The organism is Nocardia brasiliensis ATCC 700358 (assembly GCF_000250675.2).
Lineage (GTDB): Bacteria > Actinomycetota > Actinomycetes > Mycobacteriales > Mycobacteriaceae > Nocardia > Nocardia brasiliensis_B.
In genome coordinates this window covers 2,376,739-2,401,376 of record NC_018681.1, presented here as the reverse complement: position 1 = coordinate 2,401,376, position 24,638 = coordinate 2,376,739, and the positions used below count along the sequence as shown (strand labels likewise).

General features: G+C 69.1%; 19 protein-coding genes. 13 read left to right on the top strand and 6 right to left on the bottom strand.

Annotated features, from left to right (window positions below; translation table 11 throughout):
• Window positions 1-25 precede the first annotated feature (25 nt).
• From O3I_RS10730 to O3I_RS10715, 4 genes are read right to left on the bottom strand one after another with little or no spacing between them, the layout of a single operon-like run.
• Entirely contained in the window at window positions 26-1,036 is a 1,011-nt protein-coding gene (locus O3I_RS10730; RefSeq protein WP_014982929.1) for an ABC transporter ATP-binding protein, read from the bottom strand.
• A complete protein-coding gene (locus O3I_RS10725) occupies window positions 1,036-1,860 on the bottom strand; it encodes a carbohydrate ABC transporter permease (protein ID WP_014982928.1) in 825 nt (274 codons plus the stop codon). Before O3I_RS10725 ends, O3I_RS10730 begins: the two co-directional genes overlap by 1 nt.
• Complete coding sequence (locus O3I_RS10720; RefSeq protein ID WP_014982927.1) at window positions 1,857-2,750, bottom strand: carbohydrate ABC transporter permease; 894 nt, start codon at window positions 2,748-2,750, stop codon at window positions 1,857-1,859. The genes O3I_RS10725 and O3I_RS10720 overlap by 4 nt, the downstream gene beginning before the upstream one ends.
• Window positions 2,743-4,128, bottom strand: a complete 1,386-nt coding sequence (locus O3I_RS10715; RefSeq protein ID WP_141692055.1) for an ABC transporter substrate-binding protein — start codon at window positions 4,126-4,128, stop codon at window positions 2,743-2,745. The genes O3I_RS10720 and O3I_RS10715 overlap by 8 nt, the downstream gene beginning before the upstream one ends.
• Window positions 4,129-4,217: 89 nt before the next feature.
• On the opposite strand from O3I_RS10715, the gene O3I_RS10710 reads away from it, so the two are divergent.
• Window positions 4,218-5,900, top strand: coding sequence for an ABC-F family ATP-binding cassette domain-containing protein (locus O3I_RS10710; protein ID WP_014982925.1), 1,683 nt, complete (start codon window positions 4,218-4,220; stop codon window positions 5,898-5,900).
• A 16-nt stretch (window positions 5,901-5,916) separates the two neighbouring features.
• On the opposite strand, the gene O3I_RS10705 is transcribed toward O3I_RS10710, so the two are convergent.
• Entirely contained in the window at window positions 5,917-6,174 is a 258-nt protein-coding gene (locus O3I_RS10705) for a LuxR C-terminal-related transcriptional regulator (protein WP_014982924.1), read from the bottom strand.
• A gap of 242 nt (window positions 6,175-6,416) precedes the next feature.
• Here O3I_RS10705 and O3I_RS10700 point away from each other — a divergent pair, with 242 nt between their 5' ends.
• The 12 genes from O3I_RS10700 (at window position 6,417) to O3I_RS10645 (ending at window position 21,466) form a co-directional block, all read left to right on the top strand.
• A complete protein-coding gene (locus O3I_RS10700) occupies window positions 6,417-7,151 on the top strand; it encodes a response regulator (protein ID WP_141692054.1) in 735 nt (244 codons plus the stop codon).
• Window positions 7,152-7,432: 281 nt separating this feature from the next.
• Entirely contained in the window at window positions 7,433-10,030 is a 2,598-nt protein-coding gene (locus tag O3I_RS10695; RefSeq protein ID WP_014982922.1) for a tetratricopeptide repeat protein, read from the top strand.
• Entirely contained in the window at window positions 10,024-11,346 is a 1,323-nt protein-coding gene (locus O3I_RS10690; protein WP_014982921.1) for a hypothetical protein, read from the top strand. Before O3I_RS10695 ends, O3I_RS10690 begins: the two co-directional genes overlap by 7 nt.
• A complete protein-coding gene (locus O3I_RS10685; RefSeq protein WP_014982920.1) occupies window positions 11,343-12,806 on the top strand; it encodes a hypothetical protein in 1,464 nt (487 codons plus the stop codon). The genes O3I_RS10690 and O3I_RS10685 overlap by 4 nt, the downstream gene beginning before the upstream one ends.
• Window positions 12,803-14,266 (top strand): CHAT domain-containing protein, encoded by a 1,464-nt coding sequence (locus O3I_RS10680; RefSeq protein WP_014982919.1) that lies wholly within the window; start codon window positions 12,803-12,805, stop codon window positions 14,264-14,266. The genes O3I_RS10685 and O3I_RS10680 overlap by 4 nt, the downstream gene beginning before the upstream one ends.
• A 126-nt stretch (window positions 14,267-14,392) precedes the next feature.
• Complete coding sequence (locus O3I_RS10675; RefSeq protein ID WP_014982918.1) at window positions 14,393-14,965, top strand: hypothetical protein; 573 nt, start codon at window positions 14,393-14,395, stop codon at window positions 14,963-14,965.
• A gap of 3 nt (window positions 14,966-14,968) precedes the next feature.
• Window positions 14,969-16,075, top strand: a complete 1,107-nt coding sequence (locus tag O3I_RS10670; RefSeq protein ID WP_014982917.1) for a hypothetical protein — start codon at window positions 14,969-14,971, stop codon at window positions 16,073-16,075.
• Window positions 16,072-17,910 (top strand): AAA family ATPase, encoded by a 1,839-nt coding sequence (locus tag O3I_RS10665; RefSeq protein WP_014982916.1) that lies wholly within the window; start codon window positions 16,072-16,074, stop codon window positions 17,908-17,910. Before O3I_RS10670 ends, O3I_RS10665 begins: the two co-directional genes overlap by 4 nt.
• A complete protein-coding gene (locus O3I_RS10660; protein ID WP_014982915.1) occupies window positions 17,907-18,563 on the top strand; it encodes a 4Fe-4S cluster-binding domain-containing protein in 657 nt (218 codons plus the stop codon). The genes O3I_RS10665 and O3I_RS10660 overlap by 4 nt, the downstream gene beginning before the upstream one ends.
• Entirely contained in the window at window positions 18,551-18,991 is a 441-nt protein-coding gene (locus O3I_RS10655; RefSeq protein WP_014982914.1) for an FHA domain-containing protein, read from the top strand. Before O3I_RS10660 ends, O3I_RS10655 begins: the two co-directional genes overlap by 13 nt.
• Complete coding sequence (locus tag O3I_RS10650; RefSeq protein WP_014982913.1) at window positions 18,991-19,743, top strand: PP2C family protein-serine/threonine phosphatase; 753 nt, start codon at window positions 18,991-18,993, stop codon at window positions 19,741-19,743. The genes O3I_RS10655 and O3I_RS10650 overlap by 1 nt, the downstream gene beginning before the upstream one ends.
• Entirely contained in the window at window positions 19,736-21,466 is a 1,731-nt protein-coding gene (locus O3I_RS10645; protein ID WP_014982912.1) for a protein kinase domain-containing protein, read from the top strand. Before O3I_RS10650 ends, O3I_RS10645 begins: the two co-directional genes overlap by 8 nt.
• On the opposite strand, the gene ileS is transcribed toward O3I_RS10645, so the two are convergent.
• Window positions 21,467-24,616, bottom strand: a complete 3,150-nt coding sequence (gene ileS / locus O3I_RS10640; RefSeq protein ID WP_014982911.1) for an isoleucine--tRNA ligase — start codon at window positions 24,614-24,616, stop codon at window positions 21,467-21,469.
• Window positions 24,617-24,638: the final 22 nt, after the last annotated feature.

The window sequence follows — 24,638 nt, the reverse complement described above, 5'->3', positions numbered from 1 at the left end:
CCGGACACCCCACGGAATTTCGGCGTCACGGCAGCAAGCGGCCCGATTCCGCGTCGTACAGCAGTACTCGATCGGCCTGCGGAACGACCCACCCTTCGGTGCCCGGCTCCGGCTCCGCCGCCTCCGGCACCGTCACGCCGACGGTGTATCCGTCCCCGGCCACCGTGACCAGTGCGGTCGCACCGAGATGCTCGACCGTCGACACCTGACCGTGCAGTGCCCCGGCCACCGCGGTGCCGGAGAAGTCGAGATACTCGGGCCGCGCGCCCCAGATGACCGAATCGGCCAACCCGACCAGTTCGCCGGGGATCAGGTTCATCGGCGTGGACCCGATGAAGTTGGCCACGAAAGTGTCGGCGGGCCTGCGGAATACCTCGCGGGCCGTGCCCAGCTGCCGGATCCGCCCGGCCGCGAGCACCGCGATCCGATCGGCCAGGGCCAGCGCCTCGGCCTGGTCGTGGGTGACGAACACCGTGGTCACGCCGAGTTCGCGTTGCAGCTTCTTGAGGAAGGTCCGCGCTTCCAGCCGCAGCCGCGCGTCCAGGTTGGACAGCGGTTCGTCGAACAGGAACACCTTCGGGTGACAGGCCATCGCGCGGGCCAGCGCGACGCGCTGCTGCTGCCCGCCGGACAGTTCGGCGGGCCGGCGCGCCAGCAAACCTTGCAGGGACAGCTGATCCGCGGTCTCGGTCGCCTTCGCGACCCGGCTGCGCCGGTCGGCACCGCGCACCTTCAACGGATAGGCGATGTTGTCCGCCACCGACATGTACGGGAACAACGCGTAGTCCTGGAACACCATGGCCACATCGCGGCGGCCGGGTGCGAGCCGGGTGACATCGCGGTCGCCGATCCGAATCCGGCCGCTGGTCGGCGTTTCCAGTCCGGCGATGGTGCGCAGCAAGGTGGTCTTGCCGCATCCGGAAGGACCGAGCAGCGCGAAGAACTCGCCGTCCTCGATCGCGAAAGACAAGCCGTCGAGCGCTCGCACGCCGCCGGCGAATTCCTTGGTCAGCTCCACCAGTTCGATCTGCGCCATCAAGCCTTGATCCCTCCGTGCAGCCGAAAGCCGTAGCGCCGGTTGACGAACAAATACATCAGTACAACCGGAATCGAATACAGCAGCGAAAACGCGGAAATCGGCCCGAGCTGCGCCGCACCGCCCTCGTCGTAGAAGGTGCGCACGACCACGGCGGCGGGTTGCTTGTCCTGATCACGCAGCAGCAGGAACGGCACCAGGTAGCTCCCCCACACGTTCACGACGGTCCACACCGCGATCGTGGCCAGACCGGGCCGCGCCACCGGAACCACGATGTCCCACAGTATCCGCAGCGGACCCGCACCGAACACCCGCGCCGATTCCTCGTAGGACCGCGGCACCGAGTCCATGAAGTCCTTCAGGATGAAGATCGCCGCGGGCAACAGGCCGCCGGACAACACCAGCACCACGCCGAGTTGGCGGTCCAGCAGACCCAACTTCCAGATCATCAGGAAGATCGGCACCATCGCCGCCGTGCCCGTCACCACGCTGGACAGCAGTAGCAGCAGGTACAGCAGCGCGTCCCGGCCCGGAATCCGCACGCGTGACAGTGCATAGGCCGCCAGCGCCGCGGCGGCCACGACGAGCACCACGCACGCGCCGGACAGCAGCACCGAGTTCCACAACGATCCCATCGCGAGGTCGTTGTCGAACAGCGCCGAAAAGTGTTCCAGAGTGGGCTTTTTCGGGAGACGCGGGGCGTAGCCGGGGGTAGCGTCGAACGGGGCGGACGCCAGCCACAGCATCGGCAGCGCGAAGCAGCCGGTCACGACCGCGACGAAGGTGTAGAAGCCGATCCGGGCGACGATCTGCCTGGGATTCATGCCGGCCTCCGCCGCAACAGTCGCAGGTAGAACAGTGCGAGCACCAGGTTGATCAGCAGCATCAGCACCGAGGCGGCGGCGCCGTAACCCAGTGCGCCGTCATCGATGCCCTGCCGGTACAGGAAGATCGGCAGGGTCTCGCTGCGATGGTTCGGTTCGCCACGGGTCAGCAGGTACGGCGTGAAATCGTTGAAGGTCCACAGGCTGATCAGCAGGGTGTTGGTCAGAACGTGCCCCCGCACATGCGGAAACACGGCGTCCCGCAACACCTGTGGGCCGGACGCTCCGGCCAGACGAGCGGTCTCCAGCTGCGACGGCGGCACCGTGGACAGCGCGGCCGAATAGAGCAGCATGGAAAACGCCGTGCCGCGCCAGATGTTGAACACGATGATGACGGCCAGCGGGTGCTCGATCATCCACGCGTAGCCGGGACTGTCCAGCAGCCGGTTCACCGTTCCCTCGTCGCGGTCCAGCATCGCGATCCACAGCACCGCAACCACACTGGCGGGCAGGATCCAGGCCAGCAGCACCAGGCTCTCCACCACCGCACGCAGCCAGCGTGGCACGTCGCGCAGCGACCAGGCCAGCGTGAAGCCGAGGAAGTTCTGCCCGATGATCGCCGAGCCGAACACGAAAAGCAGGGTGATCCAGACACTGTTGCCGAACAGCGGGTCGGTCAGCGCCTTGCCATAGTTGTCCAGTCCCACCACCGAGACGTGCACGGAGGTGCGCCCGGACACCGTGAGGTCGGTGAGCCCGATCCACAGCAGCCACAGCGCCGGGAACACCAGGAACGCGGCGATCAGCAGCAGCGCCGGTGTGACGAACGCGCTCGCCTTCCAGCGCCCCAGTCCCGCCACATCGGAATCGGTTGCGGCCCGGTCAGTCACCGGCCACCTTGTCCTTGCCCACCGCCTCGGCCACCGCGGCGCCGTACTCGGCGGCGGCGTCGGCGGGGCTCGTTCCGGTGATCACATCCAACGTCGCCTGCTGGATCGCCTTCGACACCCGGGTGTATTCCGGTAAGGCGGGGCGCAGCGACGTGGTCGGCAAGACCTGTTGCGATACGAAGGTCAGCAGCGGATCACCGCTCAGCACATCGGCATTCACGTCCTGGCGCGCGGTGATCCGCGGACCTCCCGCGGCCAGCAGTTGTGCGAACGCCGCGGGCGAGTTCATGAATTGCAGCAGTTCCCAAGCGAGTTCGATGTTCTTGCTCTTCGGATTGAGCACCCGGCCGCCGCCACCGGACATGCTCACGAGGTCCTGTTGACGCACCCCGGTACCCGGCGTCGTCGCCGGAATCCGCGCCCACCCCACCACGGTGTCCCGGTCCGCCATCGGGACGCTGCCCCCGGCCGGGTTCAGCACGCCACGCCAGAAATAGTCGCTCTCCAACAGGATTCCGACCTGCCCCTCGGCGAACTTCTCGAAACTCTTCTCCCGGCCCTTGGCATCCTGCTGCAGTTGCGCGTCGCCCAGTTTCTCGCCGTACAGGGTGCGGTAGAACTCCAGCACCCGGCGGAATGGCGCGGTGTTGCCCACCCACTTGCCGTCCTCGTACAGCTCGCTGCCCGCGCCGGCCAGCAAGGGCAGCACGCCCTGCATCGTCGTCGCCTCACCGAAACTCGTGCCCGCGTCGAGTTGCACCGGAATCACACCCGGCACCGCTTTCAGCTTGCGACCCGCCGCGAGCACGTCGTCCCAACTGGCCGGCTGCCAGTCCGCCGGTAAACCCGCCTGCGCGAACAGCTTCCGGTTGAAGAACAGCACCCGCCCGTCGGTCTCCTGCGGGATGCCGTACTGCGCGCCGTTGTAGGACAGCAACCGCTGCACCGATTCCGGCATCTGCCGCCAGCCGTCCCACGCCTTGACCTTGTCGGCGCCGACCAGCTCGTCCAGCGGCGCGATCTGCTCGCCCTCCGCGAACTCACCGACCCAGATCCCGTCCAGCGAAACGACATCCGCACCGGTGCCGGTCTTCAGATCCTTGGCGATCCGGTTCTTGTAGTCCTCGTCGGGCACCCCCGTCGCCTGGAACTTCACCCGCACGGTGACGCCCTTGGCGCGCTGCTGTGCCACGAATTCCGGGATGACCCAGTCTTCGATCCACTTCGCTTCGGCTGCGTTCTTCCCGCCCGCGGAATTGATCGCGTTCGCGGTGATCGTCAGCGACTCGCCGTCGCTGCCCGACCCGCAGGCCGTCACCCCCGTCAAGGACAAACCGACGCTCACCGCCACCGCGAGCACCCGCATTTTCGATCCCATCTTCAGACGGTGTCACAAGACGCCCGGTACCGGCGCGCATTGCGAAATTCGGTTGCGGTGAACAAGCGGAAAGGGTTGCCTGGAACCCTGTGGCCCACGTAGATGTTTCCGATGTCGACTATTTCCTCCCGGATGGACGACAGCTCCTCGACGGGGTGAATTTTCGTATCGGCGAGGGCGTGAAGGCCGTGTTGATCGGTCCGAACGGGACCGGTAAGACGACGCTGGTGCGGATCATCGCGGGCGATGTCGCGGCTGATGAGGGCGCGGTGACCCGGTCCGGATCGCTGGGCGTGATGCGGCAGTTCATCGGGCAGATCGACGACGAATCGACGGTCCGCGACCTGCTCCTCTCGGTGGCCGCGCCGCCGGTGCGAGCAGCCGCGCGGGCGCTCGACGCCGCCGAGGATGCGTTGATCGAAACCGACAACGAGACAACACAATTGGCCTACGCGCATGCGCTGACCGGGTGGGGTGACGTCGGCGGCTATGAGATCGAGGCGTTCTGGGACAACGTGACCACCACCGCGCTCGGCGTGGCCTTCGACCGCGCCAAGTGGCGGGCGGTGCGCACGCTGAGCGGCGGCGAGCAGAAACGCCTGGTGCTGGAGGCGTTGTTCGCGGGCCCCGACGAGGTGCTGCTGCTCGACGAGCCGGACAACTATCTGGACGTCCCGGGCAAGCAGTGGCTGGAACGCACGATCGCCGCGTCCGCGAAATCCGTGCTCTTCGTCAGTCACGACCGCGAGCTGATCGCGAACGCGGCCACCCGGATCGTCACGCTCGAACCCGGAGTCAGCGGGGCGAGTTCGTGGATCCACGGCGGTGGCTTCGTCAGTTATCACCAGGCGCGCGAGGATCGTACGGCGCGCCTGGCCGAACTGCGCCGGCGCTGGGACGAAGACCACGCGAAACTGCGGGCACTGGTGCTGCGGTTACGCGAGAAGGCCAAGTACAACGACGGCGTAGCGGCGCGCTACCACGCCGCGCAGACCAGGTTGGCCAAATTCGAGGCGGCCGGGCCGCCGGAGGCGATTCCGTTGCGGCAGAACGTTTCCGTGCGTTTGCGCGGCGGGCGGACGGGCAAGCGGGCGCTGGTGTGCACGCAGCTGGAACTCACCGGGCTGATGCGGCCGTTCGACGCGGAGATCTGGTACGGCGACCGCGTTGCGGTGCTCGGCGCCAACGGATCCGGCAAATCGCACTTCCTGCGCCTGCTCGCGACCGGCGGTACGGATCCCGCTGCCGAACATCGCCCGATCGGCGATCTCGACCTCGCGCCGGTCCCGCACACCGGCGTCGCCGCTCTCGGTGCGCGTGTCCGGCCGGGATATTTCGCGCAGACCCACGCCCGGCCGGATCTGGCCGATCGCACCCTGCTGGAGATCCTGCACACCGGCAACGAGCATCGCGACGGTATGGGCCGCGAGGCCGCCAGCCGCGTGCTCGACCGCTACGGCCTCGTGCAGGCCGCCGAACAACGCTTCGACGACCTGTCCGGCGGTCAGCAGGCGCGGCTGCAGATCCTGCTGCTCGAACTGTCCGGCGTCACCATGCTGCTGCTCGACGAGCCCACCGACAACCTGGACCTGCATTCCGCCGAAGCCCTCGAACAGGGCATCGCCGATTTCGCGGGCACCGTGGTCACCGTCACCCACGACCGCTGGTTCGCCCGCCAATTCGACCGCTTCCTCGTCTTCGGCTCCGACGGCACCGTCTACGAATCCCCCACCCCCATCTGGACCGAACCCCGCGTCCAACGCACCCGCTGAACGGGTAACGGGGGGTTCACCATTCGTCGAGGGTGACCAGGTCGTCCTGGATGGCGCGGGCGAAGAGGGCGGCTTTGGTGGGGGCGGGGCGGGCGGCGGCGGCGTATTTGGCCCGGATGCGGGCGATGTGGGTGTTGACGGTCGCTACGGAGAGGTAGAGGGTGCGGGCGGCGGCGGCTTTGGAGTCGCAGCGCAGCCAGACGAGCAGGACCTGCTTTTCGCGCGGGCTCAGGGCCGGGCATGCGCAGGCCGGGTAGCCGAGCGGTTCGGACATCGGTGCTCCCTCCGAGGGCCGCACGTCGAATGCTCCCGAGGCTGCGACGAACGGATGGGTTGTGGCGGTGGCGACGTCACCGAAACGATGTCATCGACGCCCGTCAACAATGCGCGGAACTCGCGGCGGATACAGCGGGTAATGCTGCATGCCTGTGGCGATTTCGAGCATGGACACACCACGGCGCGCGACATACCGGCAACATCTTGCTCGATCCGGGAGCGCGCGCGATGATCGCCGGCATGGATTACCGCATCCTGGTGGCATCGCCGTTGGGCCGGGTGATCGAGCCCGTGATCGCCTCGGTGTTCCCGCGCTCGACCGTGGCGGTCGCGATCGACAAGGACGACGTCCGCCGGCACATCATGGACAACGTCCGCTTCGATGTCGTGCTCACCGACCTGGTGTGGAACCGCCCCGAACTGGCCCTCGAACTCGCCTTCGACGGCCTCGACGTGCTCAGCACAATGCACGAGGCCGACCGGGTGGCTCCGGTGATCCTGGCCGCCCAAGGCCACAGCATGGAACGCGAACATCTGGAGGAGGCACGCAGGCGGCCGGAAGTGGCCGCGGTGTGCCAGAAGTCGGCCGGCGTCGAGCCGTTGCTCGCCGCGATCCGCACGGCCGCCCTCGGCCGCCGCCCACCGCCGCCGGGCGCGACGACTCTGCCGCGCCCGCTGTGCGAATGGTTCGAGGGCAGGCGTGGCAACACCGCCGCCCGCCTCGCGGGCGCGATCGCCGCCGGCGGCGCGGTCGACCTCGCCTCCCTCGCTGAGGTCGCCGGTGTCGGCCTCAACACCGCGAACAAGGTCACCAATCACTATCTGGGGCCGATCATCCGGGCGCGAGGCGAACACGATCCGCTCGTGCCGATGACGCTGCCCGCTGTCGCCCGCTGGTGCGGCCTGCACATGCGATACATCGTCAGCTGGTGCCGCCGCCACGGCAGCGCCGATGTGGTGCGCCCTTACGGGTAGCGCCCGGATCTTGCGGCGGCACTGGCTGATTCGGCCGATTCATCTGTTCGGCGGATACTGCCCGGCGCGCCTGCTCCGTATCGTTCTCGATATTCGCCGAATTCGGCTCGGAGCAACGAGAAAGATACCGTCATGCAGTGCGAGAAATGCCCGAAACATCTGAACGATTGCCAGTCGTGTAAAGGTCGCGGCGGTGGCTCGAACGTATTCGGCCACATGAACTGTGACACCTGCAAGAATACCGGGCTGGTCTGCAATTCACACGGCGGCAACTGGAAGCGATGACCCATCCGCCGCCCGAATCCCCTTGGCCGAGCGACGTTTTCCTGCACGGCCTGGCCCTCCTCGAGGACGGGAACGCCGCCGACGCGATCGGCGCGTTCACCGCCGCGCTGGCCGAATGCGACGGCGCGCAGACCGCGCGCACCGCCGAATGCCTCTACGGTATCGGCGCCGCGCACGCGGAATCGGAACAGGTCGAGCAGGCGACCGACGCATACGCGCGTGCCGCGGATCTGCTCGCCGAGGGTCCGCTCACCGAATTGTCCGTCGAATGCGCCGAAATGGCCGGCCGCGGCTTCGATGTGCTCGAACAGCCCGAGCGCGCGGTGCCGTATCTGCGCCGGGCCGCCACCGGGCTCGAATGCTTCGGCGATCTCGAAGAGCAGGCCGATTGCGACGCGATCCTCGGCAGCGCGCTCGCCGATACGGGGCAGTTCCACGAAGCCATGATCGTGTGGCGGCGCGCCGCCGAGCGCTACCTCGCCGTGAACCGGATCGTCGAGGCCGCCGAATGCCGGGAGTCCTGCGGCGAGGCGGCGATGGAAATCGAGGACGCGCATCAGGTCCGCGACGAACATCGCACCGCCCGCGAGCTTTACGAACGTGCCGGGGAGCTGTCGCGGACCGGCGCATGCTCCTACGCCATCGGGCTGGCGTGCCGGGAGTTGGGTGAGACCGCCACGGCGGAAAAGGAATTCGTTCGCGCGAAGGCCTCAGCAACAGTCGAGGGGAATGCTGCTGGGGCCGCGAACTGCGATGAAGAACTCGCCGAGCTGTACCTCGCGGACGGACGCAAGGAGGATGCGGCGGCCGCGTTCAGCGCGGCCGGTTCGGGGTATGCGGCGGCGGGCAAGCATCTGCAGGCGGGTCAGTCCCGTTTCCGGGCAGGCGAACTCCACCTGCGAACGGGCCGGTTACGAGCCGCGATCCTCGAATTCACTGCCGTGCGTGCGCAGTGGTTGGCGGCGGACGAACCCGGCTTCGCCGCAGCCGCCGACGTGATGTCGGGCATAGTGCTACAGAATTGCAGCGACTACGAAGACGCCACGGCGGCCTATCGGCGTGCCCGAGAGCATTATGCGGGGGCGGGTGAACTGCTCGACGTCGCCGAATGCGATATGCACCTCGCCACGGTGCGGATCTCGATGGGCGATTTCACCGAGGCCGCGGAGTTGCTACAGCAAGCGACCGCGGTCTTCGAGAATCACCGCGACGACCCGCGTTACGCGCAGTGCCTCCTGAATACGGGTGCGGTGCAGGGTCATCGCGGGCGAATCCCCGAAGCCCGGCACCTGTTCGCGCAGGCACGCCGCTACGCCGCCTCGGACGAACTGCGCCGCTCATGTCTGATGGAGGAAAGTCGGCTGATCGTGCACGGCGGCGGTGATTTCACCGAAGCGCTGACCATGCTGGACGAGGTTCGAGCCAGTGCCGAGCAAGCGCAGGAGTGGGCGCAGGCCGCCCAGTGCCTGGAATTCAGCGGCCTCTGTAGGTACCACCTGAGCCACTACGCCGTGGCGGAGGATCTGCTGAACCGCGCCCGCAAGGCGTATGTCCTGCTAGGGCTCCGCACCGAGATGGCCACCGCCGATCTGCACCTCGGTCTCGTGTACTACCAGACCGGACGTAGTGCCGAAGCGGAAGAAGCACTAGAGCGCGGCCGCGCCGGTTTACGCGAGTTCGAACACCACCCCTACACCGCCCATACCGAATCGCTCATCGGCGGTCTGCACATGCGGGCCGGTCGCTATCGGCAGGCAGCAGAGGCGTTCCGCACGACCGCGGCCATGCTGACTCGCGCCGGGCTGCTGTTCCCGGCGGCCGTCGCCCGGCTGAGTCTGGGCGGCGCCCTCATCATGCAGGGCGACCACGGTATCGGTGCCGAGCTCACCGAATCCGTCCTCACGGTGTTCGACTCCGATCCCGCCAATCGCCGTTATCACGCCGTCGGGCTGCTCAATCTCGGCTGCGCCGAGCTGATCTCCGGCCACTACGACGCCGCGCGCTCGCGCGCGCGAGCCGCGCGACAGGTCACCCTCGACATCGGTGACGTGGTCACCGCCGCCAAATGCGACCTGATCGGCGCGGCTGCGGCCGCCGAATCCGGTGACGTGCGCGCCGCGCTCGAACAAGGCTTGCCCGCTGCCGTTTTCGTCGACGCCCAGCGCTTCGGCTTCGCCTCCGCCACGGCCCGCATCTCGTGGCGCGAGATGAACGCGGTGGTCCTGGCCGGAATGTTCCAGTGGGCGGACCAACTCGGCGACGCCACGCTCCTGGCCGATCTGATCGAGACCACGATCAATTCCGGAACCCATGTGGCCGAGCATCATTCGGCCGACGACGGGGGCGACCTCCAGGCCACCCTCGCCGCGCTCGCTGTCTCGGGTGCAGACATGTCGGACCCGATCATCGACCAGCACCTGGCCGAATCCGGCATAAGCGGTGCGGCCGCACTGATTTCCGGTGCGATCCTGCCGATGCGCCCGCCGCCGCGGCTGCGCATGCCCGACGGTCATGTGGCGCTCGCCCCGTACCTGGCGGCCGCCGACGCCGCCTATGCGCCCATCGAGCGGCCCGGGGAGGTGGCGGTGTGGTAGCCGAATTGCCCTCGACCACCGCCGAAACCGACGAACTCGACACGCGGCGCGCCTTCGTCGACCGTTGGGTGCGCGCCTCGGCCGCGCGGGTCCCGGTGGACCGCAAGTGCCTGACCCATCAGGTGAACGCGTGGTCGCTGGATCTGTCGAAACCCGATTGGGTCGCACACCGTTACGGCCGAGCGGCCACCGTCTGCGCGGGTGCACCACCGACGAGCGAGTTGACCGGGTGGCGCGGCGTCCGAAACCTGTACGGCGACTTCGCCGATCCACTCGCGCGCTACGTCGTCTCGTACTACTACGCGACCTGGGCGCTGCGTCCGGCCGGGATTCCGAACAAGCTGCGCGATCCCTTCCGTGAACAAGCCCGGTCGACGGCCTGCACCGCGGTCCACCTCCGCCTCGTGCGTGGCTCCGCCGCGGAACCCGGCGTGCTCGGCACCGAGCAGGTGGCCACGTCGTTCGTGACGCAGGTGGCCGCGGACGCCGTGGAACACCGTGCCGCGCACCGGCAGTCGGCGGTACTCGCCTTCGCCGACGGCATCCTGGATCAGGCGAGAATGCTCGACCGCGACCATGTCGCCGTCGCCGATCGCTTCGGGCTGCCGTTCGGCGCGGTCGAACCGCTCATCGCACGGCTCATCGACAGTGCGGACCGGCTCATCGCGGAATACGACCGGGATCTGCCGACCGCGCCGCAGGCGTCGGAGCGCACCGAGGACCTGCTCCGGTTCGTGGACCAGGAGTACGCGGACGTCGTCGCGGCGATCCGGCGGCACACCCTGGCCGGCGTGCCACCGCCGGTCCAGCTCGAACGCCGGTCGGAACACCTGACCGAGGCCAGGGCACGCACCCACCGCGCGCTGCTGCGGGCGATCCGCCGCGGCTGCGCCATGACCGACGAGGATGCTCGTCGCATGTTCTACGCGCGCCTGGGCTGGCTCCTGCGCGGCGAGGCGAAAATGAAGTCACACAGGCAGTTCGACGATCGTGCGGCCGCGGACACGGCCGATCACGGCACCGCAAGGGACGAATTGCTCACCGCGCTGCGGACGTATCTGATCCGGCACCGTGCCGAGATCCCGCTCGGCATCGGTGCGGCGGCGGAGTACGACCTCGTGCTCCGGCTCCTGGGCTTGCCCGGCCTCGAAGCCGAACTTCTGATCGGTGACACCGCCGCGCTCACCGCGTGGTGCACGGCGGCCTGGAGCCAACAGCGCCCGGATCACGCGCTGGCGATGGATCCTGCCGCCGCCGCGGATGTCCTCCTGCATGCCGTCCGGTGGGCGGTCGAACAGTCGAGGGACGGGGCATGACCGGACCGGACAGACCATCCCAGACGATCCGTGTCGGCGGCATCCCGATATCGCTCGGACCACCGCCCGCGGTGTGGCGGTCCGCCTCGGTGGCGGCGGTCGCCGAGGTCACGGTCGCGGTCGGGCCCGGTGTGTCCGTGACGGTGGACGCCGCCGACCCGGGGACGGTCCTCGCCTGGTCGGTTGCCGCGCAGGCGGATCCCGCCCCGCTCGCCGGTGCCTGCACCGACGACGTGACCGCGCTCGTCGCGCAGGTCCGTGCCGGTCTCGGCACCGCTGCGGACACCCCGCTGCGGCTCCGTCCGGCATGGACCCGGCGCGCGCTGATAGCCGCTGTGTCGCAACGGTTTCCGGTGCCGCTGCACGAGGGAGCGCTGCTGCTCGATGCCGCAGCGGCCGATCAAGGCGTAGGCCATTCGGCGCTGGCGGCAGTCACGCTGGGCTGGGCCGCGCCGGTGCTCGACGCGCTCGCCACGGCAAGCCTGACCGGCGAACTCACCGGGGCTGCCGTCGCCACCCTCAACGACGTTGCGCAGCAGTGCAAACGAGCGGCCGCGGGTGTCGACGTCGGCACGGATGTGACCGCGATCGCCGATCAGCTCGCCCGCCGACAAGCCGCCGATGCGGAGCGACGGCTGGGTCCATTGCTCGAATGGCTGGCGCGAAGCGGTGATTCGGCGTCGGCGTTCACCTTGGGCGGCGACACCGATCCCGGTGGAACACCGGCGGGGTTGCCGGAGGAAGTGGATCTGCTTGCGGTGCCCGCGCGAATCCTGCGCTGGGCCGGATCTCGCGAACCGGAGATCCGGGTGCTGTCCGCGACACGCGCCGGAGACGGGGGCCACGAGACCGCCCGCGTGCAGGTGCCTCTCGCGGATCAGGTGGACACGCTGTGCCGGGAGGCCGGCGTCCTGCGCGCCTATGCCGCCGACGGGCAGAGCGGCCGACTGCTGTGCACCGCCACGATGCAGGTGCGGGACCGAATACTGGTGGGTGATATCAGGTTTCGACGGCGGTACGGCGACGATCCGGTCTTCGGCGTCTTCTCGGCCGAGCTGGGGCCGGGCGTCCTGCGCTGCACGCCCACCGGGCGCGCGCTGCGCTCGATCGACCGTCTGATGATCGACGCGTGGTCCGCCCACCGCGGGGCCGTCGCGGCGGCCGCGGCTACCGATCCCGACGCGCCGGACGCGATACAGGAACAGCTGCGGGGACGCGCCGAGGGCATGCTCGTGCGCGCCAGATCGCTGACCAACAACGCGTTGGATCGGCTGGAAGTACTGGCCGCGCGGGTCTCTCCGGACGATGAACTGCTGGGTGACCAGCTCGACGCACGGCTCGATGCCATCGATGGCTATATCTCGACGCTGGAAGGCAGTGCGCTGCATCTCGCGCCCGGAACCGAACCGCTGCTGGCCGAGCAGGTTCCGGCCGACGACGCGGAGGGCGAGCGCGCGTGAACGACCCGGTCACGGAGATCGAACTGCTCGTGCGCGCCGCCGATGCGGGCGACACCTACCTGTCGTGGACCTGGTTGGACGGGGCGCGCACGCCCACCGTCTGCCGCCTCGATGCCCGGAACCGGGAAAAGCTCCTCGACACTCTGGAAGACGCACTGCCGCACCCGCGCCCGACCGGGAACGGCAGCGACGCTCGGCAGGAGTCCGAACCCGAAGCCGTGCGGCGTGCGCTGACCATCGGCGCCTTCGCCGCGTACGCGACCGAACACGATCTGTCGACGCGCCTCGCCGACACGCTGCTACCCCGCGACGTGCGTACCCGGCTGGCCGAACATGCCGGGGACCAGCACATCCGGATCAGGGTCGCGCCGAGTGCCCGGCTCGCCCAGGTGCCGTGGGAACTGCTCGTGCTCGACGGTGACCGGCGGCTGCTGGATATCGCCGAGATCGTCTACGACCCACCCGCGACGCTGCATGCCGGTCGCAGCAGGCCACCGGTGCCCTGGGCACAGCAGCGACAGCTACCGCCACTGCACGTGATCGACCCTATTCTGCCGTCCAGCGCACAACCCGCGCTGCACAACGTCTTTCGCGATCCGGACGACCTCGGTGCGCTGGGCGAGTTCGAGGGTCGGGTCGTGCGCGAGCGCCGCACGGCCGGCCGCGGTACGCACCGCCGTCGCGGGCAGGACCGCGCCGCACGACCCGTGCCCGCTCTGGTGCCGGTGCAGGGTGAAGTCACCCGGGTGCAACTCAGCGCGGCACTGATTCGGGGCTGCTCCAGATTCCTGTACTTCGGCCATGTCTCGGCGGCGCCGAACGAACCAGGCTCCGCGGCAATTCATCTCGGTGATGTCGTCGGCCCGTCCGATGCGCCGGGCGGGGCATGGGGCCTGGCCACGCCGCGGGGCGGAGCCCCGGGCCACACCCGCGGCGCGCATCTCCCGCTGTGCGCGCTCGACTTCCTCTTGGGCACAACCCGATCCGACGACCCCGAGGTATGGGCCCGCTACGGGGCGACCAACCCGCAGTTGGGCCACGAGATCTGGCCGATGCCGAGCCGGGTCGCGCTCATCGCCTGCGAAGGCGGCGTCGACTTCCGGTCCGCCGAGACCTTCGGATTGATCATGGCCGCCCTCGACGCGGGCGCGGAATTGGTCACCACCACCCGCTGGGTGCTGCCCACCGATGCCGCCTTCCGTGCCTGTCTCGGCCTGCTGCCCACGCGACGCCCGACCACGGACCTCGCGCTGCATGTCGACGACGCCCACAACGACCCTGATCCCGTTGCCGCACTGACGCGTTGGCAGCGCGACCAGTTGCGCACCTGGCGCGACACCGGTGCGGTGTCCTGTTCGCCGATCGTCTGGGCCGCACTCACCAGCACCGTCGCGCCCGCACGCGAACCCGCCGAGCCGAGCCAGGCGCACGCCGCCGCTGTCGGTCGATCGCACGACTGACGACGGCCCTTGCGCAGCGGGAGAATCGACGGCAACGCCCCGTGGCGACCGTCCGCCGCCGACGAAAGGCCAACCCATGCAGTACTCGCGCACCACTCCCCTGTCCCCGCGCGGTTAGCCGTTTCCATGCTGTCGAATCGAATGCTCGCGCTCGTCCTGCTGGTGGACGCCGCAGCCGATACCGCACGGGACGAGGCGGCGGCCGAACGGCAGCGCCGGGACGCGCGGGTCACCGAGCAATGGCGGGCCCGGCAGCGTCAGGCCGCGGACCTGCGCCGTCGCGTCCTGATCAGGGCCGGTCGGCTCGCGGTCCGAGCGGTCGTCCTCGCATTCCTGGTGTCGGCATCCGGAGCCATGGCCGCGGCTTTCAGCGACGATGTCGCGGACACCGTTTGGTTCGCGGCCTATGACGTCCGTTCGGTGACCTTCAGCGATTTCGTTTCGCTGTGGCTGTACGCGTCGATCGCACTGCTGAGCGCCGTGGCCGCCCTCTCGGTGCTCGCGTTCCAGTTCCCGTATCCGGTCGGACAGGAAGTCGTATCTCCGTTTGCCACATGGGGTTTCGCTGCGGGTACGGGGCTCTTCGTCGTGCAGGCGCTCAGCGGCGCCGGGGCCGGTGTCTGGTGGCTACCGTCGGCGTTCGCCGTGGTGGGGCACCTGGCCTACGGGATCTACCGTGGCACGCGAGCGAACGGGTAGCCGATGAGCAGTGCCGCCATCCGCTATCAGGTGGTGCCCGAACACACTGTGCGCGAGCAGGCGCAGCGGCGGCTGCGCGCGCTCGGCGCGCGCGCCGCCCGGGTGTCCGCACGGTGCACCGCGGTCGGCCTTCCCGCGCCGCAAGCACCCACGGGTCGGTACACGACGTCCGCAGAGATCAACGCGGCGTGCGAACAGTGGGAGACCGCGCTCGCCGCGGCGGAACCCGCGATCCAGCAGGCACAGACCCGGCAGCGGGCCGACCAGATCGGCCGTGACGTGGCGGCAGCGCTCGCCGATCTGGCCCGGACTCAGCCGGTGGTGCCGGAAATCGAGCGAGCCGAGCCGGATACGCCCACCCTCCGGCGGCTGTCCGCACGTGTCGAACGGCTGCTCACCACGCTGCTCGCCCCGGCACCCGAATTCGCGCAAGCCGGTGCCGCTGTGCTCCGGTGCGCCGATCCGGCGCGGGCCGAAATGCTGCTCAGCGACCTCGATTCGCGCATCGCCGCCGCCAACGCGGCAACCCGCAGAACAATGGCCGACCGCGAGCAACTCGCGGAACTGCGCACCGCCGCAGCAGAACTGGCCGACCCGAGCATCGTCTCCGGGTTACTCGACAGCGCCGAACGCCATCTCGACCGTGGGCTCGACCCGACGGCAGAACTGGCACAGGCCCGCACACTCGTCGCTGCGCGGATCGCACACGAAGACGCCACGCGCGAGCGCCGATTCGTACTGGACGCGGTACAGCAGGCCTTGACAGACCTCGGCTATGCGGTCACACCCGTCGCCATGGACACCGCCGGATCGATCGTGCTCGCCGCGCCCGGATCGGCGGCGTTGGGCGTACGCGCCCGGATCGTCGACGGGGAGATAGATATTCGCACGGTGCATACGGGTGCGGAGCCCGAGCAGGTCACGTTGCCCGCGCAAGCCGAGATCTGTGCCGACCTCCGCGCGCTGCCGGATCGGCTACGCGCACACGGCGTCGTACCCGACCGGTTCCGGCAATCGGGGGCCGGACTGGCCGCCGTCGAGGTCGTGCCCGCGGCGGCGGTGACCGCGACCGTCCGCCGATCCGCCGTGGAACGGAGTGCCGAGCAATGAGTTCCCCGGTGGTCGAGGCGCTGCCGTCCTGGCTGCGCGAGATCGATGTGGCGCTGGCCGCGAACCCGCAGATCATGGTCACCGGCGCGCTGCGTGATCTCGTGCTGCTGCCCGGCCCCGACGGCACCCCGACCAGGCTGGTGAGCGTGGCGGAGGCGCTGCGCAGCGTGCTGGCGGAGGCGGGGCATCGGTCGGTGATCGCGCTCGATCCGGTGGACGGCGCGCGCGTCATGATGGACGACGGCGGCGTGGCCGCCGCGATCGTCGGCGCCGCCGCCTCGTCGAATTCCCGGACACCGACCGATCCGCTACCGCTGCTGCGCCGGGTGCTGCACGATGTCGTGCTCTCCGAACGCCCCTGCTGCCTGATCATCGACTCGGCCTCCCGGCTGGTCCCCGCGGCGGATCTGGGCAGCGCGGAACTGCACCGCGTCTTCATCACCGCGGAGCGGCTGATGACCAATGCGCCCCGCCGCACCGTGCCGGGACCACACCGGACCTCGCTGTACAACACGGTCTTCTGGCTACTGGACCGAGAGAACGACCTGCCGCACTGGATGATCAGCGGCCAGCTCGCCCGGGTGGTCTCCATTCCGGCGGCCGGGCTCGCGCAGCGTCGCGCGGTGGTCTCGCTGCTCATCTCGTCGCTCCCGGCAGCACCCGTACGGGATTCGGTGCAGTACCAGGCCGTCGTCGACAGCTATGCCGGGCAGACCAGCGGTCTGACGCTGCGCTCGATCAAGGAGATCAACCGCCTGGCCATCGATCGACGGATCCCGGCCGAGCGGATCGAGGACGCCATCCGCACCTTTCGTGTCGGCATCCCCGAAAACCCTTGGCAGGACGCCGCGCTCAAGCAGCGGATCCGGATGGGCACAAAACTGCTCGGTGCGAAGGTGCTCGGCCAGCCGGTCGCCGTCCGCAAGTCGGTGGACATCCTGATCCGCTCGGCGATGGGACTGACCGGCGCCCACACGGCAGGCAGCGGCACCCGCCCGCAAGGGGTGCTGTTCTTCGCCGGACCGACCGGAGTCGGCAAGACCGAATTGGCCAAGTCGATCGCCGAACTCGTCTTCGGCCGCGCCGACGCGTTCGTCCGGTTCGATATGAGCGAGTTCTCCGCCGAGCACACCGAGGCCAGGCTGATCGGCGCGCCACCGGGATACACCGGGCACAGCGCCGGCGGCGAACTGACGAATGCGGTGCGCCAGCAGCCTTTCCGGCTGATCCTGTTCGACGAGATCGAAAAGGCCGCGCCGCGGATTCTGGACAAGTTCCTGCAGATCCTGGGTGACGGCAGGCTCACCGACGGCAGCGGGTCGACCGTGTATTTCTCCGAGACGCTCATCGTGTTCACCTCGAATCTCGGTGTGTACCGGACGGATTCGACCGGGCAGCGGGTGCCGATCGTGGCCCGCGGCACGCCCTACACGACGGTCGAATCGACCATCCGAGCGGCGATCGCCGACTACTTCACCAAGGAGATCGGCCGGCCGGAGTTGCTGCGCCGGATCGGCGACGACGTGGTGATCTTCGACTTCATCTCCGACGAGACCGCCGCGCAGCTGGTTCCGCAGTTCGTCTCGAACGTGATCGACCGGGTCCGCACCACCACCGGCATCACGGTGACGGTCGAGGACGCGGTCCGCAAGCAGCTGCTGGCCGCGGCGCTGACCCGGCTCGATTTCGGCGGCGGCGGGGTGGCCGCCGCGGTGGAGGCACTGCTGGTCAACCCGCTGGCGCGGGCGCTGTTCGACCTGCCGCCCGGTACCGACGCGGCGACGGTGACGGATCTGGCCGAGTCGGACGACGGATGGACGGTGACCCTGAGATGACGTCGATGTTGTTGTCACGCTTGCACTATCCGGTGAGCAATCTGGGCTTCGGCACCCGCGCGGGCGTCTGGTTCCAAGGCTGCACGATCGGCTGTCGTGGCTGCCTCGCCCGCGATACCTGGCCGTCCGACGAAGCGACCCGCTGCGATGTGCGGCGGGTGCTCGAGCGGCTGCGGCACACCCCGGGACCACTGGACGGCGTGACCATTTCCGGCGGCGAACCCACCGACCAACCCGAGGCATTGCGTGCCCTCTTGGCCGGACTCGAGCGCAGGCACGCCGAAACCGGTGCGCCGCTGGATGTCCTGCTGTTCTCCGGTCGCTCGGCGAAATGGTTGCGCGCGAAATGCGCGTGGGTGTTCGACGCCGTCGACGTCCTGGTGAGCGAGCCGTTCGTCGCCGCGAAAGCGGGGTGCGAGCCGCTGCGTGGCTCGTCGAATCAGCACGTGCACGTGCTGACCGACCTCGGCCGCGAACGCTACCTCGGACCGGACTTCACCAGGTATGCCGCGCAACGACGGCAACTCGGCGTGCACGTGGACGGCGGAACCGTTCGGCTGGTCGGCATTCCGTTGCCGGGCCATATGGCGGCGCTGACCGCGGCGCTGTCCGAGCAGGACATCGAACTGGACGACGCGTCATGGCTGAGCTGACCGACGAAGAGGTCACCTGTCCCGCCTGCGGCAGCCGCGGCGCACCGACGCTGATGTGCCCGAACTGCGGCCACGACCTGCCGGATACCTCGGCACCGCCGGAGCCCGAAACCCCCTCGCGCGGTGGGCCGCTCGAACTGGTCGTCGCCTCGGGCGCGCGGCTGCGGATACTGCCCGGCCAGCTGGTGGGCATCGGCCGTGACGAAGGGTTCCCTGCCGCAGTGGTTTTCGAGAACTACACCAATGTCTCGCGCTTCCACGGCGAGCTGCGCTACGACGGCGATCGCCTGTATTTCACCGACACCTCCACCAATGGCACGTTCGTGAACGAGGTCCGGATACCACAGCACGAAGAGCATCCGATCGGTCGCGGCGACACCCTGCGGCTCGCCGCGGACGTGCCGGTCACGATCGAATGGGAGCCCTGATGCGGATCCGGGTCGCCGCGGTGACCCATCGCGGACTGGCTCGCGCGCACAACGAGGACGCGCTGGGCTGGGGCGGCTGGGCGTTGCAAGGCGCGACGCCCGCGACGATCACCACCGAAATACGCGTCGAGCGGCCCACCACGCTCGTCGTCTGCGATGGGCTCGGCGGCCATGCCGGGGGCGCGACCGCCAGCCGGTTGGCCTGCGAATTCCTTACCGCGCCGGAAACGGTCGCCGTGTCGGTGGGAGCCGAACAGACCAGGGCCATCATCGGCGCGCTGCTGCAACGGATCTCGGAGACGCTCGACGACCTCGGCGCGCAACGAGCCGAACTGCGCGGCATGGGCTGCACCGTGGCGGGGGTGACCGTGCACCCGGACGGGTCCGCGCTGGTGTTCAACGTCGGTGATTCGCGCGCCTATCGGCTGGAGGGCCGTTATCTGGCCCAGCTGACGCTGGACCACCGTGCGGCCCATTCGAATCGGCTGCAGCAGGCTCTCGGCGGCGGTCGGCGCACCCTGCTGGATCCGGCGTTCTTCGACTGCCGCCTGCCTTCGGACCCCGGCATGCTGCTGTGCACGGACGGCCTCGACGACTACGCGAAACCCGAAGCGATCGAACGGCTCTTCGCGGCAGGCGCGGCCGACCTGCCCGCACAGCTCCGCGATCTGGCCCTCGCGGGCGGCGGTGGCGACAACGTGACCGTTCTGCAGGTCATGGCCTGCGACGGCGAAGGAGACGACGATGGCTGACGAAACACGCATGGACGCCCCGGGTTCCGGTCGGCGCGCGGCGCCCGAGACGCGACTGGATCGCACGGGCCCCAGTGCGCCGCCGACCCGGTTCGATCATCCCGGCAGCGCCGCGCACAGCGAGACCGCTGCGCGCCCACCCGCGCCGCAGACCCGGATCGACAGCAGCCCGCACGATGCGTTCCAGCCCCTGCCGCCCGCGCTGGCGTCCCGATTCACCGTGCAGCGCAAGCTCGGCAGCGGTGGCGAGGCGACGGTGTGGCTGTGCCGGGCCACCAACGGGCACGACTTCGCGATCAAACTGTTCCACCAGGTGCCCCGCTACCGCGTGGATTTCGAGGCGCCGCAGTATCGGGACAGCTTCCGGGCCGAGCATTCGGTGCGCGTCTTCGAGCGCGGCAGCGACCTGGACATCCATTTCGAGGTGATGGAGTACTGCCGGCTCGGCTCGCTCGACAGCTTCTTGCGGCAGCGTGATCCGCACGGTGGCGCAGCGGATCTCGCGGTGGAGGTGCTGCGCCAGCTCGCGGCGAAGCTGCACGCGTTGCAGCGGCCGAACGGCACCACGCTCGTGCACGGCGACGTGAATCCCCGCAACATTCTGGTGCGTTCGGACGCACCGCTGGAGTTGGTGCTCGCCGACTTCGGCCTCGCGGTGGATCTGGGCGGCCGGTCGAAGATCACCAACACCGGTCAGGGCACCGCCGCCTACAGCGCACCGGGCGCGCCGCAACGCTGGCGGGTCGAGGACGACTGGTGGAGCGTCGGCATGGTGCTCTACCGGGTGCTCGTCGGCCGCGGCTACTTCGAGGACGACGCGGGCAGACAGCTGGCGGACAGCACCATCGACGCCGAGGTGAACACCCGCGACATCTCCTTGGCCGCACTGGACGACCTGGCGCTGCGGCCCGCGATGCGCAGCCGGTGGCAGCGACTGCTCGCCGGTCTGCTGACCCGAGATCCGCTGCAGCGCTGGGGTTTCACCGAAGTCGAGGCGTGGCTCGCCGGGAAGGCCCCGGCCGTGCACCGCGCGGCGCCGAGCGCCGAGGAACCCGCGAGCCGCGGGCGGCGTGCCCTGACGCCGTTCGCGCTGCCCGGCGTCGGCACGTTTCACGACAGCGCGTCGCTCGGCGCCGCGATGGCCGGCTATCCGGAGCCCGCCGCCCGCGCACTGGCCGGTCGGGGCCGTGCCGCACTGCTCAACTGGCTGATCGACGATGTCCGCACCGGTGAGTCATATGCCGAGCTGAAGTCCTACGGCGACGGCTGGGGTCCGGAGGAACTCGCCACCTATTTCACCGCCAAGCTGGCCCCCACCGCCGCTCTCACCTATCGGGGGCACGCCGTGGACACGGTGGCCGAACTGTGCGGCCTCGCCACGACATTCGACGCCGCCGAGGTGGTCACGTCCCTGTACGACCGGCAGTTGGTCGGCAGCCTGAGCGGTCCGCAGCGCTCGAACTATCCGATGATCGACGCCGATTGGCGCGATATCGTGCAGCACGCCGACGAGTTGGGCGAGCAGTACGGTTTCGATATCCGCTTCGGCCGCGCTCCCCAGCGTGCCCACGTCATCCGCTACGCCCTGCTGTTGGCGGCGGGCGACGAGGCGGTCGCCGACAGCTTCATAGCCGGTGTCCGCCATCGCCTCGCGGACCCGGACATGTTCTCGGCCGACGAGGTTTCGTGGTTCGCCCAGCTACGGCAGGAGGCGCGCCTCTAGCTAGGCCCGTTCGACCCGCACCGCGATCTCGGCGGAAGTACCGACGGTGCCGGTGTATCCGTCTTCGACCGACTCCGCGTACACCACGGTGGTCGCGAGCGTCTCCTGCGCGATGAAGGTTTCGTGCTGTCGTACGATCTGCGCGACCTCGGCGTCCGCGGCGACGGTGAGCACGATGCGGTCGGAGACCGCCAATCCCGCTTCGCGCCGGGCATTCTGGACGACGCGCACCACATCCCGGGCGCTGCCTTCGGCCGCGAGTTCCGGGGTGATCTCGGTGTCCAGTGCGATGGTGACGCCACGCTGGGATTCGACCACCCGGCCGCTGCGCGGCAGCTCGGAGACGAGCACATCGCCGGCGGTGAGTTCGATCGCTGCGCCGTCGAAATCGACTGTCGCGGAGCCGTTCTCGCGAAGCTGGGTGACCAGCTCGGCCGCGTCCGCACGGTGGATCACATCGGCGACCGCCTGCGTCTGCTTGCCGAAACGTTTGCCCAGCGCCCGGAAGTTCGCCTTCACCGCGATGTCGAGCACCGTCGCCGCGGACTGCAACCGTTGCAGGCTCTTGACGTTCAGTTCGTCCGCGACGTCGTCGAGCAGCTCGCGCGGCAGTTCGGTGCCCGGCGGCAGGCCGACGAACGCCCGGGCCAGCGGCTGCCGCACCCGCACCTTGCTCGCCTTGCGCGCCGCCCGCCCGGCCTCCGCGAGCGTCTGTGCGGTGCGTACCTGCTCGGCCAGCACCGGATCGATCAGGGCCCGGTCGGCACCGGGCCATTCGGCGAGGTGCACCGAATCCGGGGCCGAGGGCAGGCCCGGCCGCACGACGTCCTGCCACACCCGTTCGGTGAGGAACGGGATGAACGGAGCCAGCAGCCGCGTGCCGACCTCGAGGCATTCGAACAGCGTGGACAAGGCGTCCTGCTCGCCGTCCCAGAACCGTTGCCGCGAGCGTCGCACGTACCAGTTCGACAGCGCGTCGACGAATTCCGCGAGCAGCCGACCGGCGCCGGTCGTGTCGTAGGACTCGAGCCGGGCATCCACTTCCACGGTGAGCGTGTGCAGTTCGCCCAGAATCCACCGGTCGAGCACGGGGCGCTCGGCCACTGGACGCGCCGAATCAGGTTGCCACGCTGAGTTACTCGCGTAGAGCGCGAAGAAAGAGGCGGTACTCCAGTATGTCATCAGCAGGCGCCGCGTGATCTCGTCGAGCGGGCCGGGGCCGACCCGGCGCGCCGACCACGGCGAACCCGAGCAGGCCATGAACCAGCGCAGCGCATCGGCGCCGTGCGCGTCCATCAGCGGGACCGGGGCGAGCACGTTGCCGAGATGCTTGCTCATCTTGCGGCCGTCTTCGGCCAGGATGAGCCCGAGGCAGACGACGTTCTCGTAGGCGGACCGATCGAACACCACCGTGCCCACCGCCATCATGGTGTAGAACCAGCCGCGCGTCTGGTCGATGGCTTCGCAGATGTACTGCGCCGGATAGTTGCGCTGGAACGCCCCGACGCTCCCTTCGACGTGCGGATAACCCAAGGCGGCGAACGGCATCGACCCCGAGTCGTACCAGGCGTCGATCACCTCCGGCACGCGGGTGGCGGTGCTCGCGCACTGCGGACAGGCGAAGGTCACGGCGTCGATGTACGGGCGGTGCGGATCGATGCTCGCCACATCGGCCCCCGCCAGAGTGCCGAGTTCGGCGCGCGAACCGACGGCGGTCACATGCCCGTTCTCGCAGCGCCACAACGGAAGTGGCGTCCCCCAGTAGCGACTGCGCGAGAGGGCCCAGTCGACGTTGTTGTCGAGCCAGTTGCCGAAGCGCCCGTGCTTGATGGTCTCGGGGAACCAGTTGGTCCGCTGGTTCTCGTGCCGCAATTGCTCACGTACCGCGGTGGTCCGGATGTACCAGGAGGGCTGCGCGTAGTACATGAGCCGGGTGTGGCAGCGCCAGCAGTGCGGGTAGCTGTGCTCGAAATCGGTGCGGCGGAACAGCAACCCGCGTCGCTGGAGTTCCTGGATCAGCACCGGATCGGCGTCCTTGAAGAACAGCCCGCCGATCAGTGGCAGATCGCCGAAGAACCGGCCGTCGGATTCGATCGGATTGACCAGCGGCAGCCCGTTGGCCTGGCAGACGATGAGGTCGTCGGCGCCGAACGCCGGGGCCTGATGAACCAGTCCGGTGCCGTCGGCGGTGGTCACGAAGTCGGCGAGCACGATTCGATGCGCGTTCGGGATATCGACCAGGTCGAAGGCGGGACGATAGCGCAGGCCGGCCAGCTCCGCGCCGGGCACCTCGGCGAGCCGCTGCGCGCCCTCCCCCAGCACGTCAGCCGAAAGCGTCTCGGCGACAAGGAATGTCCCGGCGTCGGTGCGCGCGACGACGTAGTTCACCGCCGGATGGACGGCGACGGCGGTATTGGCGGGCAGTGTCCACGGCGTCGTGGTCCAGATCAGCAGGTCGACGCCGTCGAGGCCGGCCACCGGGTCCACCAGCGGCAGGCGCACGTAGACCGACGGATCGGTGACGGTCTCATACCCTTGCGCCAGTTCGTGATCCGACAATGTGGTACCGCACCGGGGACAGTACGGCGCCACCCGGAAGTCCTCGGTGAGCAGTCCGCGCTCGAAGATCCGCTGCAACGACCACCACACGCTGTCGACGTATTCCGGTGACATGGTGGTGTACGGGTGCGCCAGATCGATCCAGTACCCCATGCGTTCGGTCATCCGCTCGAACTCGCCGACGTGGCGCATCACCGATTCCCGGCAACGCGCGTTGAACTCGGCGACACCGAACTTCTCGATCTCCGGCTTCCCGTTGAGGCCCAGTTCCTTCTCCACCGCCAGCTCGACCGGCAGTCCGTGGCAGTCCCAACCCGCCTGCCGCGGTACCGAATAGCCCTTCATGGTCTTGAACCGCGGGAAGACGTCTTTGAAGACCCGGGCCTCGACGTGATGCACGCCCGGCGACCCGTTGGCCGTGGGCGGGCCCTCGTAGAACCCCCACCGCGGCCCGTCCGCGGTGCGCTCCAGGCTGCGCGCGAAAATGCGCTGCGCCCGCCACCATTCGATGATCGACGACTCGGCCGCGGGCAGATCGATGCGCGTCGGCAGGACGCTGAACGGTGACGCGGGCAGATCGTCGTGGACCACCGAGGACTCCTAGGTTTCGTGC